Origin of the sequence: Sphingopyxis sp. P1IMeth2 (genome assembly GCF_900185685.1) — a bacterium.
Lineage (GTDB): Bacteria > Pseudomonadota > Alphaproteobacteria > Sphingomonadales > Sphingomonadaceae > Sphingopyxis > Sphingopyxis terrae_A.
Map to the genome: position 1 here is coordinate 28,521 of NZ_FYAT01000017.1, position 15,887 is coordinate 44,407.

The 15,887-nt window shown below is 66.1% G+C and carries 15 protein-coding genes; 10 read left to right on the top strand and 5 right to left on the bottom strand.

Annotation, left to right across the window (positions count from 1 at the left end):
* Positions 1–32 precede the first annotated feature (32 nt).
* Entirely contained in the window at positions 33–1,559 is a 1,527-nt protein-coding gene (locus tag P1IM2_RS16890; RefSeq protein WP_186403203.1) for an aminoacyl--tRNA ligase-related protein, read from the top strand.
* Entirely contained in the window at positions 1,560–3,869 is a 2,310-nt protein-coding gene (locus P1IM2_RS16895; RefSeq protein ID WP_186403204.1) for a ribonuclease R family protein, read from the top strand.
* 116 nt (positions 3,870–3,985) lie between these two features.
* On the opposite strand, the gene P1IM2_RS16900 is transcribed toward P1IM2_RS16895, so the two are convergent.
* Positions 3,986–4,771, bottom strand: a complete 786-nt coding sequence (locus P1IM2_RS16900) for a helix-turn-helix domain-containing protein (protein ID WP_186403205.1) — start codon at positions 4,769–4,771, stop codon at positions 3,986–3,988.
* A 119-nt stretch (positions 4,772–4,890) separates the two neighbouring features.
* Between P1IM2_RS16900 and P1IM2_RS16905 the strand changes: the two genes are divergently transcribed.
* Positions 4,891–5,283, top strand: a complete 393-nt coding sequence (locus P1IM2_RS16905) for a hypothetical protein (RefSeq protein ID WP_186403206.1) — start codon at positions 4,891–4,893, stop codon at positions 5,281–5,283.
* On the opposite strand, the gene P1IM2_RS16910 is transcribed toward P1IM2_RS16905, so the two are convergent.
* Positions 5,280–5,735 carry a universal stress protein gene (locus P1IM2_RS16910; protein WP_186403207.1) on the bottom strand — a complete coding sequence of 152 codons (456 nt, stop codon included), beginning with the start codon at positions 5,733–5,735 and terminating at the stop codon, positions 5,280–5,282. The genes P1IM2_RS16905 and P1IM2_RS16910 overlap by 4 nt on opposite strands.
* A 160-nt stretch (positions 5,736–5,895) precedes the next feature.
* Here P1IM2_RS16910 and P1IM2_RS16915 point away from each other — a divergent pair, with 160 nt between their 5' ends.
* The 7 genes from P1IM2_RS16915 to P1IM2_RS16945 all read left to right on the top strand — a co-directional run bounded on the left by P1IM2_RS16915 (position 5,896) and on the right by P1IM2_RS16945 (position 12,914).
* The gene (locus P1IM2_RS16915; protein ID WP_186403208.1) at positions 5,896–7,176 is read left to right on the top strand and encodes a pyruvate dehydrogenase complex dihydrolipoamide acetyltransferase; all 1,281 of its coding nucleotides are present in this window, start codon (positions 5,896–5,898) and stop codon (positions 7,174–7,176) included.
* 1 nt (position 7,177) lies between these two features.
* On the top strand, positions 7,178–8,590 hold the full coding sequence (lpdA, locus tag P1IM2_RS16920) for a dihydrolipoyl dehydrogenase (RefSeq protein WP_186403209.1): 1,413 nt from the start codon (positions 7,178–7,180) through the stop codon (positions 8,588–8,590).
* 6 nt (positions 8,591–8,596) lie between these two features.
* Positions 8,597–9,193, top strand: a complete 597-nt coding sequence (locus P1IM2_RS16925) for a hypothetical protein (protein WP_186403210.1) — start codon at positions 8,597–8,599, stop codon at positions 9,191–9,193.
* A complete protein-coding gene (locus P1IM2_RS16930; RefSeq protein WP_186403211.1) occupies positions 9,154–9,831 on the top strand; it encodes a phosphatase PAP2 family protein in 678 nt (225 codons plus the stop codon). Before P1IM2_RS16925 ends, P1IM2_RS16930 begins: the two co-directional genes overlap by 40 nt.
* A 38-nt stretch (positions 9,832–9,869) precedes the next feature.
* Complete coding sequence (locus tag P1IM2_RS16935; protein ID WP_186403212.1) at positions 9,870–10,790, top strand: aminotransferase class IV; 921 nt, start codon at positions 9,870–9,872, stop codon at positions 10,788–10,790.
* Complete coding sequence (locus P1IM2_RS16940) at positions 10,787–11,521, top strand: HAD family hydrolase (RefSeq protein WP_186403213.1); 735 nt, start codon at positions 10,787–10,789, stop codon at positions 11,519–11,521. The genes P1IM2_RS16935 and P1IM2_RS16940 overlap by 4 nt, the downstream gene beginning before the upstream one ends.
* A gap of 73 nt (positions 11,522–11,594) precedes the next feature.
* Positions 11,595–12,914: an amidohydrolase family protein gene (locus P1IM2_RS16945; protein WP_186403323.1), complete on the top strand. Its 1,320-nt coding sequence runs from the start codon at positions 11,595–11,597 to the stop codon at positions 12,912–12,914.
* 20 nt (positions 12,915–12,934) lie between these two features.
* On the opposite strand, the gene P1IM2_RS16950 is transcribed toward P1IM2_RS16945, so the two are convergent.
* The 3 genes from P1IM2_RS16950 to P1IM2_RS16960 form a co-directional block, all read right to left on the bottom strand.
* Positions 12,935–13,714: a tyrosine-protein phosphatase gene (locus tag P1IM2_RS16950; RefSeq protein WP_058811709.1), complete on the bottom strand. Its 780-nt coding sequence runs from the start codon at positions 13,712–13,714 to the stop codon at positions 12,935–12,937.
* A gap of 2 nt (positions 13,715–13,716) precedes the next feature.
* The gene (locus tag P1IM2_RS16955) at positions 13,717–14,520 is read right to left on the bottom strand and encodes a crotonase/enoyl-CoA hydratase family protein (protein ID WP_003051289.1); all 804 of its coding nucleotides are present in this window, start codon (positions 14,518–14,520) and stop codon (positions 13,717–13,719) included.
* A gap of 104 nt (positions 14,521–14,624) precedes the next feature.
* A complete protein-coding gene (locus P1IM2_RS16960; RefSeq protein WP_186403214.1) occupies positions 14,625–15,755 on the bottom strand; it encodes a CaiB/BaiF CoA-transferase family protein in 1,131 nt (376 codons plus the stop codon).
* Positions 15,756–15,887 lie beyond the last annotated feature (132 nt).

Consider the following 15,887-nt stretch of genomic DNA (forward strand, 5'->3'; position numbering starts at 1 on the left):
CTCTCCCGCCCCCAGCACAGAAAACAGGACAGATGATCAAGCATGCGCTCAGCGTAACCCGTCAGGCCGACTTCGCGGCCTGGTATCAGGATGTCATTGCCGAAGCCGACCTTGCCGAGGAATCGGGCGTACGCGGCTGCATGGTCATCAAGCCGTGGGGCTATGGCATCTGGGAACGGATCCAGACGGTAATGGACGCCGCGATCAAGTATGCGGGGGTTCAGAACTGCTATTTCCCGCTTTTCATTCCCTTGAGCTTCTTTGAGAAGGAAGCCGACCATGTCGATGGTTTCGCGAAGGAAATGGCGGTCGTCACGCATCACCGCCTGATCGGCGACGGCAAGGGCAAGCTGATCCCCGACCCCGAGGCGAAGCTCGAGGAGCCGCTGATCGTCCGCCCGACTTCGGAAACCGTGATCGGCGCCGCGATGAGTCGCTGGGTGCAGAGCTGGCGCGACCTGCCGCTCAAGGTCAATCAGTGGGCGAATGTCGTGCGCTGGGAAATGCGCACGCGCATGTTCCTGCGCACCAGCGAATTTCTGTGGCAGGAAGGCCATACCGCGCACGCCGACGAAGGCGATGCGATGGCCGAGACGCTGCGCGCGCTCGAAATGTACCGCAGTTTTGCCGAGGACGTCCTCGCCATGCCGGTGATCGCCGGTGAAAAGCCCGAAAACGAGCGTTTTCCGGGCGCCGTCGCGACCTATTCGATCGAGGCGATGATGCAGGACGGCAAGGCGCTGCAGGCCGGCACCTCGCACTATCTCGGCACCGGCTTCGCCGAGGCAGCAAATATCCGCTACCAGGACACGGACGGCGGCCACAGCCTTTGCCACACGACGAGCTGGGGCGTGTCGACGCGCATGATCGGCGGCGTCATCATGACGCACGGCGACGACGATGGCCTCCGCTGTCCGCCGCGCATCGCGCCGTACCAGATCGTCATCGTGCCGATGCTGCGCGACAATGAAGAGGACGACGCGATCCTTGATTATTGCCGCGACCTCGAGATGAAGCTGAAGGCGCTCGACGCGTTCCGCGAACCGGTACGCGTGCTGCTCGACACCGGCGCGAACAAGGCGCAGACCAAGCGCTGGGGCTGGGTCAAGAAGGGCGCGCCGATCATCGTCGAGGTCGGCCCGCGCGACGTCGCGGGCGGCAATGTCGCGGTCATCCGCCGCGACCGATTGTATCAGGAGAGCGGCAAGCTCGACACCGCCTTCGTCGCGAAAGATGCCTTCGTCGCCGAAGCCGCGACCATTCTTCAGGCGATCCAGCAGGGGCTTTATGCCGACGCGAAGGCGCGCCTCGACGCCAATATCCGCCGGGACGTCACCGACCTTGCGGCGCATTTCGGCGGCGACGACAAATTCGTCGGCTGGGCCGAAGTACAATGGTCGCGCCCGACCGGTGCCGCGCTCGAAGGGATCGTTGAGCAGTTGAAAGCGTTGAAGCTGACGATGCGTAACACCCCCCTCGACGCCGCGCCCGCCGACGGCGCCTGCTTCTTCACCGGCGAGCCCGCGGTCGAACGCGTGCTCATCGGGCGGACCTATTAATTGGCAAAGGCGCCGAAGCGGCCGCAGCCGGCGGGTCTGCCCTCGCGCGAGCAGATATTGCGTTTCATCGAGGACAGCCCCGGTGCGGTGGGCAAGCGCGAGATTGCCAAGCATTTCGCGCTGCGCGGTGCCGACAAGATCGCGCTGAAGGCGCTGCTCAAGGACATGACCGACGAAGGCGTCGTCGACATGGCGCCGGGGCGGGCGTTCCACAAGCATGGCGGCCTCCCCAAAGTCACCGTGCTGCGCGTCGCCGCGGTCGAGGGCGATACGGTCTGGGCGGTGCCCGATCGCTGGGAAGGCGGTGGCCCGGCGCCGCGCCTTCGCGTGATGGAAAAGGGCCGCAAGAGTGCGCTCGGCGTCGGCGACCGTATCCTTGCCCGCACCGAGGAGCGCGGCAGCGGCCATGTCGCGCATCCCATGAAAAAGCTCCAGTCCGGCGGTGAAAGCGTGATCGGCGTGCTGGTTGCCGACACCGGCCCCGGCGGCAAGCCGATGACCTGGCTGCGCCCCGCCGACAAGCGCGCGCGGTTCGACTTCGCCGTGGCCGACATGGGAGATGCCGCGATCGGCGACCTCGTCCGTGCCGAACTGTCGGGACGCGGTCCCGCGACCAAGGCCCGCGTGATCGACCGCATCGGCGACCCTTTCGTCCCGCGCTCGCTCAGCATGATCGCGATTGCGAAGCACGATATCCCGCATGTGTTCGGCGACGAGACGCTCGCCGAGACCGAGCGCGCCGCGACGCTGCCGCTGACGCCCGAAGGGCGCGAGGATCTGCGCGATCTGCCGATCGTCGCGATCGACCCCGCTGATGCGCGCGACCATGACGACGCGGTGTGGGCGATCCCTGACGAGGATCCCGGCAACAAGGGCGGGTGGAAGGCGATCGTCGCGATCGCCGACGTCAGCTATTATGTCCGCCCCGACGGTGCGCTCGACCGCGAGGCGCGGCGCCGCGGCAACAGCGTCTATTTTCCCGACCGCGTCGTTCCGATGCTGCCCGAAACACTGTCGGCGGGCGTCTGCTCGCTGAAAGCGGGGCAGGACCGCGCGGCGATGGCGTGCCACCTGACCGTCGACAAGCATGGCAAGGTGACGTCATGGCGTTTCACCCGCGCGCTGGTGCGGCTGCGCGCCAACATCGCCTATGAACGCGCGCAGGCGGCCTATGATGCCGACGCGCCCGACAAGGGCTGGGACGCCGACGTGCTGCCGGCGCTCCGCCACCTCTGGGGCTGCTGGACCTTGCTCGCCAGGGCGCGCGCGGCGCGCTCGCCGCTCGACCTCGATCTGCCCGAACGGCAGGTGATTCTCGACGCGCAGGGCAATATCGCCGAAATCCGCGTGCGCGAACGGCTCGACGCCCACCGGTTGATCGAGGATTATATGATCGCGGCCAATGTCGCGGCGGCGAAGGCGCTCGAGGCGAAGAAATCGCCGGTGATGTATCGCATCCACGAACCGCCGAGCCGCGAAAAGCTGGTCAGCCTGAAGGAATATCTCGCAAGCTTCGAACAAAGCTTCGCGCTGGGACAGGTGATCACGCCGGCGGTGTTCAACCGCCTGATCGACGGCTTTTCGGGCGACGACCGATTGCCCGAAATCATGGAGGCGATCCTGCGCAGCCAGACGCAGGCCTATTATGGCCCCGCCAATGCGGGCCATTTCGGCCTCGCGCTTGGCAGCTACGCGCATTTTACCTCACCGATCCGCCGTTATGCCGATCTGCTCGTCCACCGGGCGCTGGTCGACAGCTATCGTCTCGAAGTGCCCGGCAAGCCCAAGGGCTTGCCCGAACGCAGCGGGCTCGGCGAGGCCGACCAAAAGGGCTTTTCGCGCATCGGCGAGGCGATCAGCGGGCTCGAACGCCGCGCAATGGAGGCCGAGCGCGAGACGGTCGACCGCTATGTCGCCGCTTATCTCGCCGGCAAGGTCGGCGAAATCGTCCCGGCGCGGATAACGGGGGTGCAGCCGTTCGGCTTCTTCGCGACCGTCGATGGCCTCGGCGGGGACGGGCTGGTGCCGGTCTCCATGCTCGGCAGCGAGCGGTTTTTCTACGACGAAGCCGCGCGGACGCTCGACAGCGAGCATGGCCGGGTCAGCTATAGCGTCGGCCAGCGGCTCGACCTCAGGCTGATGGAGGCGAACCCGGTCAGCGGCGCGCTGCGTTTCGAATTGCCCGACGCGCCCGAAGGCGGCTTCCGCAATCGACCGCCGCGCCGCGACGGCGTGAAGAAGGCGGGCAAGCATATGGTCGGTAAACGCGGACGGCCCGGCAATATCCGCCATCAAGGCAAGCGCCGATAATCGTCCCTCGTCACTGCGAGGAGCGCAGCGACGAAGCGATCTCCAGCCTGCAACCTTCCGCAACGCGGAAAGCCGGAGATTGCCTTCTTGCTTTCGGCTCCTTGCACTGACGAAGCCTATGGCACCGTTGCCTGTCGCTGCAGCAACGCCGCGCTCTCGGCATCGGCAGGAAAGAAGGCCTCGATCGCAAGTTCGGACAGGGTGATATCGACGGGCGTTCCAAAGATCGTCACGGTCGAGACGAAGCCGATCCGCCCGGCGGCGGTGTCGACGATCAGCGGGACCGCGATGCTGCTTGCGGGCGGGGCGGCCTGATCGCCCGGCCGCGCGGGATAGCCGGCGATTTCGTAGCGCAGCGCGGCGAGCCCGGAATCGGCGCTCGCCTCGATCTGCTGATCCAGCCGGTGCAGGATATGCGCGCGCCATTCGGCATGGTTGACGATCTGCGGCGCCAGCCCTTCCGGATGAAGCGCGATGCGCAGCACGTTGACCGGCGGCTCGAGCAGGGCAGGGGACACGGCCGCGGTCAGGATCGCGATGGCATCGTTTGCGGCGACCATGTTCCAGTGCCGGTCGACTGCAAGCGCAGGATAGGGCGCGTGCCCTTTCAGCACATGGTCGACAATGGCCTTCATCCCGGTCATTTCGGGGCTGTCGAGCGGGCGCTCGCGATAGTCGGGGGCGTATCCGGCGGCGAGCAGCATCGCGTTGCGCGCGCGGTGCGGTACCTCCAGGCAATCGGCGATGCGCTGGACCATCGCGGCGCTCGGCTTCGAGCGTCCGGTTTCGATGAAACTCAGGTGGCGGGTCGAAATCTCGCTGTCGAGGGCGAGGTCCATCTGGCTCATCCGGCGCCGCGCGCGCCATTCGCGAAGCTGCTCGCCGAGCGGCACCATCTGCATCGCCTGTCTCCTTTTGCCTCTGGTTAGCGATGGCGGTGCGCGATTTCCATTACTTGGCGCGTAATCGACGCGATGACGTCGCGGCGCCATTCAGGAGGGGTTCGAAAGGAGAATCCATCATGTCCTATTTCAATCTCAAGGACAGCCTCGTCATCGATGCGATTACCTGCAGCATCCTGTTCCTGGCGTGCGTGTTCGCGACCGCGCCGGTCGCGGCGCTGCTCGGTCTGCCGACCGGGCTTGTCGCGGCCGCAGGCTGGATCGGGCTGCCGTCGGCGGCGCTGATGCTGTTCGTCGCGGCGCAAAAGAACCCGAGCCGCGCACTCGCCAACCTGATCGCCATCGGCAATCTCGGCTGGGTCGCGGCGAGTTTTGCAGTGCTGGCGATGTTCGCGGGCCAGATGAGTTGGGCCGGCATCGCGATCCTGGTCGTGCAGGCGATCGTCGTTCTCGAACTCGCGCTGTTCGAGGCGAAGGGCGCAGCAGCGCTCCCGCGCGCTGCGGCGGCCTAGCTCAGCGCGTCGAGCCGGGCGAGGTCGATCGCGCCCGGAACCAGCATCACCGGGCATGGCAGCGTTCCCGCGTCGTGCCCGGTGAAATGCGACACCAGCGGCCCCGGCGCGCCGCTCGCGGCGGTGGCAAGGACGAGCGCCGCGATCTCGTCATTCGCGCCGATCACGTCGCGCACGATCTCGGCCGGCTTGCCCGATTTGACCATGATCTGGGGCGTCACATTCGCTTCCTGCGCGATCGCATCGGCGGCGGCGGCGACCAGTTCCTCGGCATGCTCGCGCGCTTCGGCCTCGATCGTCGCCTGGACACCGCCGAAAGCCACGAAATCCTGGGGCGGCACGATCGCCAGCACCATCACCCCGCCGCCCGTGCGCGCCGCGCGCCGCGCCGCAAAGCGCAGCGCCAGCGTCGCCTCCGGACTGTCGTCGATAACCACCAAATAGGTGCGCATGCCCCGGCCCCCGCTATGCCTTTTGCGGGCGGACAGTGCGTCACATTCGTATGAAAGGCAAGTTCCGCCCGATAGACCTTGACCCGCGATGCGCTTATGACGAGGACGAATCCGTAGCGGCAGGCCTGCGCCTGCAAGACTGACAGGGACAAAAGCGACGATGCCGATTGAACTGAAGATGCCCGCCCTTTCGCCGACGATGGAGGAAGGGACCCTCGCCAAATGGCTGGTGAAGGAGGGGGACAGCGTCCAGTCAGGTGACCTTTTGGCCGAAATCGAAACCGACAAGGCGACGATGGAATTCGAAGCGGTCGATGAAGGCACGATCGCGCAAATCCTGATCCCCGAAGGCACCGACAATGTGAAGGTCGGCACCCTGATCGCCGTTATCGCCAGCGAAGACGAGGATGCGGGCAGCGCCAAGGTTGCGCCTACGCCTGCACCTGCACCGGCGCCCGCCGCCAAGGCCGACCCCGCGCCTGCTCCCGCGGCTGCACCCGCTCCGGCACCGACCGCCGCCCCGACCCCTGCCGCGCAGGGCGAGCGGATCAAGGCGAGCCCGCTCGCCAAGCGCATCGCCGCCGACAAGGGCATTGATCTCGCTGCGCTGACCGGCAGCGGACCCGGCGGCCGCATCGTCAAGGCCGACCTCGAAGGCGCTGCTGCGTCGACCGCCGCCCCGGCAAGCGCGGCCGCGCCCAGCTCCGCACCCGCCGCTGCGCCCGCCCCCGCGCAGCCGTTCGAAACCGACATCCCGCACAGCGCCGAAAAGCTCAGCAATATGCGCAAGACGATCGCGCGCCGCCTGACCCAGTCGAAGCAGGAGGTGCCGCACATCTATCTGACGGTCGATGTCCAGCTCGACAAATTGCTCAAGTTGCGCGGCGAACTCAACGCGGCACTCGAGCCGCAGGGCGTCAAGCTCAGCGTCAACGACCTGCTGATCAAGGCGCTGGCAAAGGCGCTGATCCAGGTGCCGAAATGCAATGTCAGCTTCGCCGGCGATCAGCTCATCAGCTACGAACGCGCCGACATCTCGGTCGCGGTCAGCGTGCCGGCTGGCCTGATCACCCCGATCATCGTCGGCGCCGACGACAAGTCGGTCAGCAAGATTTCGACCGAGATGAAGGAACTTGCGGGCCGCGCCAAGGAAGGCAAGCTCCAGCCGCACGAATATCAGGGCGGAACCGCCAGCCTGTCGAACATGGGCATGTTCGGCATCAAGCAGTTCGAGGCAGTCATCAACCCGCCGCAAGGCATGATCATGGCGATCGGCGCGGGCGAGAAGCGGCCTTATGTGGTCGACGACGCGCTCGCCGTCGCGACTGTGATGTCGGCCACCGGCAGCTTCGACCACCGCGCCATCGATGGCGCAGACGGCGCGCAGTTGATGCAGGCGTTCAAGCAGATCGTCGAAAACCCGCTCGGACTGGTGGCGTAACATGGCTGAAAATTACGACCTCATCGTTCTAGGCTCCGGCCCCGGCGGCTATGTCGCGGCGATCCGCGCGGCGCAGCTTGGGTTGAAGACCGCGATCGTCGAGCGCGAGAATCTGGGCGGCATCTGCCTCAACTGGGGCTGCATCCCGACCAAGGCGTTGCTGCGCTCGGCCGAAATCTTTCACTATATGAGCCACGCCAAGGATTATGGCCTCGCCGCCGCCAGCATCAGCGCCGATCTCGATGCGGTGGTGAAGCGGTCGCGAGGCGTCGCGAAACAGCTCAATCAGGGCGTCACGCACCTGATGAAAAAGAACAAGATCGCGGTTCATATGGGCGACGGCAAGCTCGCCGGCGCGGGCAAGGTCGAGGTGAAGGGCGAGAAAGGCAGCGAGACGCTGACCGCCAAGCATATCATCGTTGCAACCGGCGCGCGCGCGCGCGACCTGCCCTTCGCGCCCGCCGACGGAAAGCGCATCTGGACCTATCGCCACGCAATGACCCCGCCGGAAATGCCGAAGAAGCTGCTCGTCATCGGATCGGGCGCGATCGGGATCGAATTCGCGAGCTTCTATAATGATATGGGGGCCGAGGTGACGGTCGTCGAAATGCTCGACCGCGTCGTTCCTGTCGAAGATGCCGACGTGTCGAGCTTCCTCGAAAAGTCGCTGAAGAAGCAGGGCATGACGATCCTGACCGGCGCCGGCGTCGAGGAGTTGAAGGCGGGCGCGAACGGCGTTTCGGCGAAGATCAAGACGAAGGACGGCAAGGTTCAGGCGGGCGACTACAGCCACGCGATCGTCGCCATCGGCATTATTCCCAACACCGAAAATATCGGCCTCGAAGCGCTCGGCGTCAAAACGACGAAGGGGCATGTCGACACCGATCCCTATTGCCGCACCAATGTGAAGGGCCTGTGGGCGATCGGCGATGTCACCGCGCCGCCGTGGCTCGCGCACAAGGCCAGCCACGAAGGCGTCATCGCGGCCGAGGCGATCGCGAAGGAACTTGGCAACAAGGACGCGCACCCGCATCCGATGGACGCGAAGAACATCCCCGGCTGCACCTACTGCCACCCGCAGATCGCGAGCGTCGGGCTGACCGAGGCGAAGGCCAAGGAAGCGGGCTATGACGTCAAGGTCGGCAATTTCCCCTTCATCGGCAATGGCAAGGCGATCGCGCTCGGCGAGGTCGAGGGCTTCGTGAAGACCGTGTTCGACGCCAAGACCGGCGAACTGCTCGGCGCGCATATGGTTGGCGCCGAAGTGACCGAGATGGTCCAGGGCTATACCGTTGGCAAGACCGCCGAGCTGGTCGAACAGGATTTCATGCACACCGTCTATCCGCACCCGACGATCAGCGAGACGATGCACGAAGCGGTGCTTGGCGCCTATGGGCGGGCGCTGCATATCTGATCGCGCTTGAACCCGTCGATCCTTCACATTGCGCGCGGCGGCAATAGCGGGAAGGCCTTGCTCTTCCTTGCCTTTGCCGTTGCGGCTTTCCTTGTGGCCGGGTTGATGTACGACGACGCCCACGCCCCGCCGCCGCCGACAGTGCCTCTCGCCGGCGGCTTGTGGCCGGCGCCGGCGCCGCGGCGCGATCCGTTGGTACCGTTGCATATGATCGTGCTGATCGGGGGCGGATGCGGCTGCCTCTTCTATGCGGCGCGACATGGGGGGCGGGCGGCCACGGCGCGCGTTGCGGCCAGGATCGAGAACGGGCGCCTCTATTCCGATCTGCTGCACGATGCCGGGATCGGGTCGGTCGATGCGCACGACATCACTCAGCTTCTCGTCGACCGCGCCGATCGCCTTCCGGGCGACCTCTCCGTATCGGTTGGATTGGGGGCGCGTTTCCGGCACGGACTCTATCTCGCCTATCGCACCGATCCGGGGCCGGGCGTGCTGCGGCTGATGGACAATGACGTCGACGGCGGCACCGAGCAACTGCGCCGTTTTGCCGCCTATCTCGAGGCATGGCGCAAGCCCGCCGCCGACCGGATGAGGCAAGCCTGATCGTGGCGCAACCACCGGCGCGCTTGCGGAACAGGGCGGTCATCGTCGTGATGCTTGCTATCGCGATGCTGGCGCTCGGCCTGTTGACTCGCGCCGATCATGTCATGGCCCTCGACGCCGCGATCGCGCGGCATTTTACGTGGCCCGACGGCGCCGGTCCCCCACCACTGATCGCCTTCATGCAGGCGATAAGCTGGATCGGCGGCGGCACGCCGCGCTGGGTGCTGGTCGGCCTGATCGTGGCGGCGGTGCGCTATTGGGGCGGGCGGCGTCCGGCGCTCGCGATCGTGGCTGCGGTGTTGTTCGCCAACATCGCATCGAGTCTGCTCAAGGCCGCCTTCGATCGCCCGCGCCCCGACCTGATCGCGCATCTCGATCATGTCAGTAGCGCCTCCTACCCCAGCGGCCACGCCACCAGCGCGGCGGCGCTCTACCTGACGCTGGCGCTGCTTGCGCCGTCGCGATGGCGGTGGCCAGCATGGACCCTCGCGGTGCTGATGATCGGCCTGACCGGCCTGTCGCGCGTCATGCTCGGCGTGCATTGGCCGAGCGATGTCCTCGGCGGCACCCTGCTCGGCGCGGCTTTCGCGCTGGCGGCCGCGTGGTGGGCGCGTTCGGAGCGCGCCGGGCCGGCATGACCGCTCGACAGCGCCGGCCAAGCGGCTAGGTTGCGACGATGGCACACGGCACGCACGACTTCGTCCCCGATCCGCGCAACGACGCGATCCTCATCAACGTCAATGGCGCGCTCGTTCCGCGCGCCGAAGCCAGCGTGTCGGTGTTCGACAGCGGCTTCATGCTCGGCGACGGAGTATGGGAGGGGATCCGCGTCCACCGCGGCCGCATGGCGTTTCTCGACCAGCATCTCGATCGGCTGTGGGAATGCGCGAAGGCGATCGCGATGGACATCGGGATTTCGCGCAAAGCGCTCGAACGGCGGCTCTACGACACGATCGATGCCAACCGGATGGACGCATGCCATATCCGCCTGATGGTGACGCGCGGTATCCGCTCGACCCCCTATCAGGATCCGCGCGTGGTCGTCTCGCCCGCGACGATCGTCATCATTGCCGAACATAAGGATCCGCTGCCCGCGACGGTTGAAAAGGGACTGTCGCTCTTTACCGTCCATGTCCGCCGCGGCGATCCCGCGGTGCAGGATCCGAAGCTCAATTCGCATTCGAAGCTCAACTGCATCACCGCCTGCATCCAGGCGGCGCAGGCGGGCGCCGACGAGGGGCTGATGCTCGATCCGCACGGCTTCGTCGCGACCTGCAATTCGACCCATTTCTTCATCGTCCGCAAAGGCGAGGTGTGGACGTCGACCGGCGATTATTGCCTGGGCGGGATCACGCGCGGCAACGTCATCCGTATCTGCCGCGACAACGGAATAGCGGTCCATGAACGGAACTTCTCGCTGACCGATGTCTATGGCGCCGACGAGGCGTTCGTGACCGGCACCTTTGCGGGCGTCGTGCCTGCGCATACGATCGACGGGCGCACGCTGACCGATGGGCGCGGGCCGATGGTCGAGCGCCTGCAGCGCCTCTATCGTGCGCTGATCGAGGCCGATATCGCGGCGCGGGGACGACCGTGACCGATTGCATCCGCATCTCCATGTGGTCGGGGCCGCGAAACCTGTCGACCGCGATGATGCGCAGTTTCGGCAGCCGCGCCGACAGCTTCGTCACCGACGAACCCTTTTACGGTGCCTATCTGCGGCAAACCGGCGACCCGCAGCCGATGATGGAGCAGGTCATGGCGTCGATGGACTGCGACTGGTACAGCGTCGCGCGCACCCTGTCGGGGCCGAATCCCGCCGCCACGCCGATCTGGTATCAGAAGCATATGGCGCACCATATGGTCGGCCCGATCGCGCATCACGATCTGCCCGGCCTTCGCCACGCCTTCCTGATCCGCGACCCGGCGCGCGTCGTCGCGAGCTATGCGGCCAAGCGCGTGATGGTCCGCCCCGACCATCTCGGCACCGCGCGTCAGGTCGAGTTTTTCGACCGCGAGGCCGACCGGCTCGGCCATGCGCCGCCGGTGATCGACAGCGCCGACATATTGCGCGATCCGGAGGCGATGCTGCAGAAATTGTGCGCAGCGCTCGGCATCGACTGGGATGCCGCCATGTTGCGGTGGCAACCCGGAATCCACGCCACCGACGGCATATGGGCCTCGCATTGGTATGATGCGGTCGCCGCCAGCACCGGCTTCGGTGCGCCCGACAAGCCGGCGGTGCCGCTGTTGCCTCAGGCCCAGGCCGTCGCGGACGCGTGCCGCGCCGACTATGCCTATCTTGCGCAGCATAAAATCGCCGCCTGACGCAATTTTCGCTGTCCTACACGGACGCCTTTTGCCATCAAGTCTGCGGGCAGCAACAGAGGGTGGACGCGTGATGCAATCCAGTGTGAAGTTCGTCAGTTTTCTGCGGGGAATCGCGATCGGCGCCGCGGCGATTTTCGTCGTTGGTGCGGCATCGGCGCAGGACGCGGCGGCGCCGCAGAAGACGGTGATTACCGCGGCGCGCTATCTCGACGTGCTGACCGGCAAGACCGTCGAGCATCCCGCGATCTTCGTCGGGCCCGACGGCCGCATTACCGGCATCGCCGATGCGCGCACCGTGCGCTGGGGCTCCGACGTCCGGCAGATTGACCTCGGTGATCGCACCCTCTTGCCCGGCCTCATCGACATGCACGTCCATCTGACCTCGCTCGCCGAAGTCGGCGGCTATCAGGGACTGCGCTACACCGACAGCTTCTGGACCGTCGTCGGCGTCGCCAACGCGAAGAAGGTACTCGACGCGGGCTTCACCACCGTGCGCAATGTCGGCTCCGCCGATTTCGAGGATGTCGGGCTGAAGCAGGCGATCGAGGGCGGTTTCATTCTGGGGCCGCGCATCATTCCGGCGGGGTGGGCGATCGGCGCGACCGGCGGCCATTGCGACAGCGGCGGGCTGCCGCCCTCGATGGACCGCAAGGAGGCGTCGGTGATCGACAGCCCCGAAGAGGCGCGTGCGAAGGTGCGCTGGCTGCACAAATATGGCGCGCGCGTCATCAAGATCTGCGCGACCGGCGGCGTCTTTTCGCTCGGCGACAGCGTCGGCGCACAGCAACTGACCTTCGACGAGATGAAGGCGATTGCCGACGAGGCCCATATGCTGGGGCTGAAGGTCGCGGCGCACGCGCATGGCGACGACGGGATCAAGACGGCGATCCTTGCCGGCATCGACACGATCGAACATGCCAGCCTTGCGAGCGATGCGGCGATCAAGCTCGCCATCGAGCACAAGACCTGGTTCGACATGGATATCTATAACGACGATTATATCCTCGCGACCGGGACCGCCAACGGCACCGAACAGGAAAGCCTCGACAAGGAAAAGGCGATCGGCCTTGCCCAGCGCCAGACCTTCCAGCGCGCTGTGAAGGCGGGGGTGCGGATGCTGTTCGGCACCGATGCCGGCGTCTATCCGCACGGCGATAACGGCAAGCAGTTCGCAAAGATGGTCGAGTGGGGGATGACCCCGCTCCAGGCGATCCGCGCCGCGACGGTCAGCGGCGCCGAAGCGCTCGACATGACGAACGACCTCGGCGCGATCGCGGTCGGTCGCTACGCCGACATCATCGCGGTCGATGGCGACCCGCTCACCGATGTGACCCGGCTTGAGCATGTGGCCGCGGTCGTGAAGGGCGGCGTGCTGGTGAAGGGCGAATAATCCGCCCTTGAGGCAAGGAACTATACGACCAGCTTGTCGATCAGGGCTTCGCGCATCGCGGGGGTGAAATTCAACACCGCCTCGGCATAGCTCGGAATATCGCCATGATCGCGGCGCACCGTCGCCAGCGCGGCGTCGAGATAGGCGGGATTGACCGACATCAGCGCGCGCACCGCCTCGTCCTTGATCTCGGCGCCATAGCGGGCACGGATGTGTGCGGCACCCTGCGCGATACGTTCCTCGATCTTGCCCGCCGTGTTGGTGAGCAGATAGTCGTGCATCAGGTCATCTTCGTGCACGCCGACGAGCCGGTGGACGATCGCGACCGCAAAGCCGGTGCGGTCCTTGCCGGCGACGCAGTGCACCAGGCTGGGCGCGTCATATTCGGCGAGCGCCGCCAGATAGAGGCGCAGCGTCGCGACGAGCGCCGAGCGATAGGGCATGCCGGCATAGGTGTCGATCATTCGCGCCCGTGCCGTCTCGACATCGATCGCGCCGCCCGCCGCCTGAAGATGCGGTGCCAGGCCGGCGGTGACGCCGCCCGCAAACAGGACGCGCGCCGAAAAATTGTCCGAGCGGCGACAGGGATGCATTTCGCGCTCATCGTCGCCGCGCAGGTCGATCACGGTTTCGAGGCCCAGCGCATCGACCGCGCCCAGATCCGCGTCGGTCGCCTGTTCATGGTGCGCCGAACGCCAGAGCAGGCCCTGCCGCAGCCGCCCGCCATCCTCGACCGCATAGCCGCCATAGTCACGGAAATTGTGGATGCCCGAAAGCGGCAGGACGCGGTCGGCGATCATGGCTATTCTCCGGTAAAGACGGGTGGGCGCTTTTCGACGAAGGCGTTGATCGCCTCGCGGTTGTCGGCGGTTTCGTGGACGATGGCCTGATAGGCGGCGCTGAGTTCGAGGATGTCGCTCATCCGGCTGTGTTGCGCCTCGCGGAGCAGCCGCTTGGTAAGCCGCAGCGCGCGCGGGGGGTTACACACGATACGCTCGGCGATCGCCACTGCACGGTCTAGCAGTTCGGCGTCGGGGACGACTTCGGTTACAAGCCCATAGTCCTTTGCCGTCTGCGCATCGAAGCGGTCGCCGGTCAGGAAGAGTTCGGCCGCGCGCGGATAGCCGAGCACGCGCTGGAGAAGCCAGGCGCCGCCGTCGCCGGGGACGATGCCGACCTTGATGAAGGAGCAGGCGAATTTGGCGCTCTCCGCCGCGATACGGATGTCGCAGGTGCAGGCAAGGTCACAGCCGAGGCCGACGGCATGGCCGTTGACCGCAGCGATCATCGGGATTTCGCAATCCATCAGCGCGCGGATTACCGCCTGCACGCCGCGGCGATAATTGGCGCGGGTCGAATCGGGCTGGTCGAGCACGCCGATCCCCTTGCGATCCTGCATCGACTTGAGGTTGCCGCCGGCGCTGAATGCCTTGCCGCTGCCCGTCAGGATGATCGCGCTGACGCTGCGATCCTCGCCCAGCGCGCGAAGAGTATCGACGATATCGTCGCAGTCGGCATGGGTGCCGATCGCGTTCATGCTCTCGGGCTTGATCATCGTCAGGATGGCGATCTTTCCTCGCCGCTCGACACTCAGAAATTCGCCCATCATCACGTCTCCTGTACCGCGCACAGGCTATGCCCCGCGGTCTGTTCTGGCAAGTTGCAGATGGCGTTGCCGGGCGCGGATCGGCGCCCGGTCGCCGCATCGGTTCAGCGGACCGCGCCTCCGCTGCGCAGCGCGGCGATCCGCTCGGCGTCGTAGCCGAGCGCGGCAAGCACGGCGTCGCCGTCTGCGCCCACCGCCGGAGCGGGACGCGGCGTGTCGGCCTTCGTCGCCGAATAGCGCGGAGCAGGGGCGGGCTGGGTGGCGCCGCCGACCGAGAGGAAGGTTTCGCGCGCGACATTGTGCGGATGCTGCGGCGCCTCGGCGAGCGAGAGGACGGGGGCAAAGCACACGTCGGTCATTTCCATCAGCGCGCACCATTCGTCGCGCGTCTTGGTCGCGAACAGCGCGGTCAGCTTGTCCTTGAGCGGTCCCCACTGCGACGGATCCATCTGCGCATCGAAGGCGGGATCGGCGTCGAGCCCGGTCTTTTCGCGCAGCAAGGCATAGAATTGTGGCTCGATCGAGCCGATCGAGATGAACTTGCCGTCGGCGCAAGCATAGGTGTCGTAAAAATGGGCGCCGGTATCGAGCATGTTGACCCCGGGCTCGTCGCGCAGCCGGCCCATGGCATAGAAGCCCCAGCTCATCCCCGCGAGCAATGCCGACCCGTCGGTCATCGCGCAGTCGATGACCTGACCCTCGCCGGTCTTCGCGGCGTGCAGCAGCGCGCTTGCCATGCCGAAGGCCAGCATCATGCCGCCGCCGCCGAAATCGCCGACATAATTGACCGGCGGCACCGGCTTTTCCCCCGCGCGGCCAACGGTATGGAGGACGCCCGACAGCGCGATATAGTTGATGTCGTGTCCGGCCGCCTGCGAATAGGGGCCATATTGGCCCCAGCCGGTCATGCGTCCGTAAACAAGCCTGGGATTGTCGGCGAGCAGCACATCGGGGCCGAGCCCCAGCCGCTCCATGACGCCCGGACGATAGCCTTCGATGATGCCGTCGGCGCTCTTGCAAAGGTCACGGGCGATCGCGACCGCATCGGGATTTTTCATGTCGAGCGCAATCGAGGTGCGGTTGCGCGACAGCGGATCGCGCGGGTCCATGAAACCGCCGGGACGATCGATGCGGATCACCTCCGCACCATGGTCGGCGAGCATCATCCCGCAATAGGGGCCGGGACCGATCCCTGCAAATTCGATGATCCTGATGCCCTTCAGGGGTCCGGCCATGTCGTGTCTCCCATGCCTGCATCGTGATTGCGAGGACCCCGGACTTGATCCGGGGGACGCTGCAATCCAGGGGGGCGTAAACCGCCCTGGATTGCTTCCCCCGGCTTTCGCCGGGGTCGCAATGACGATGAT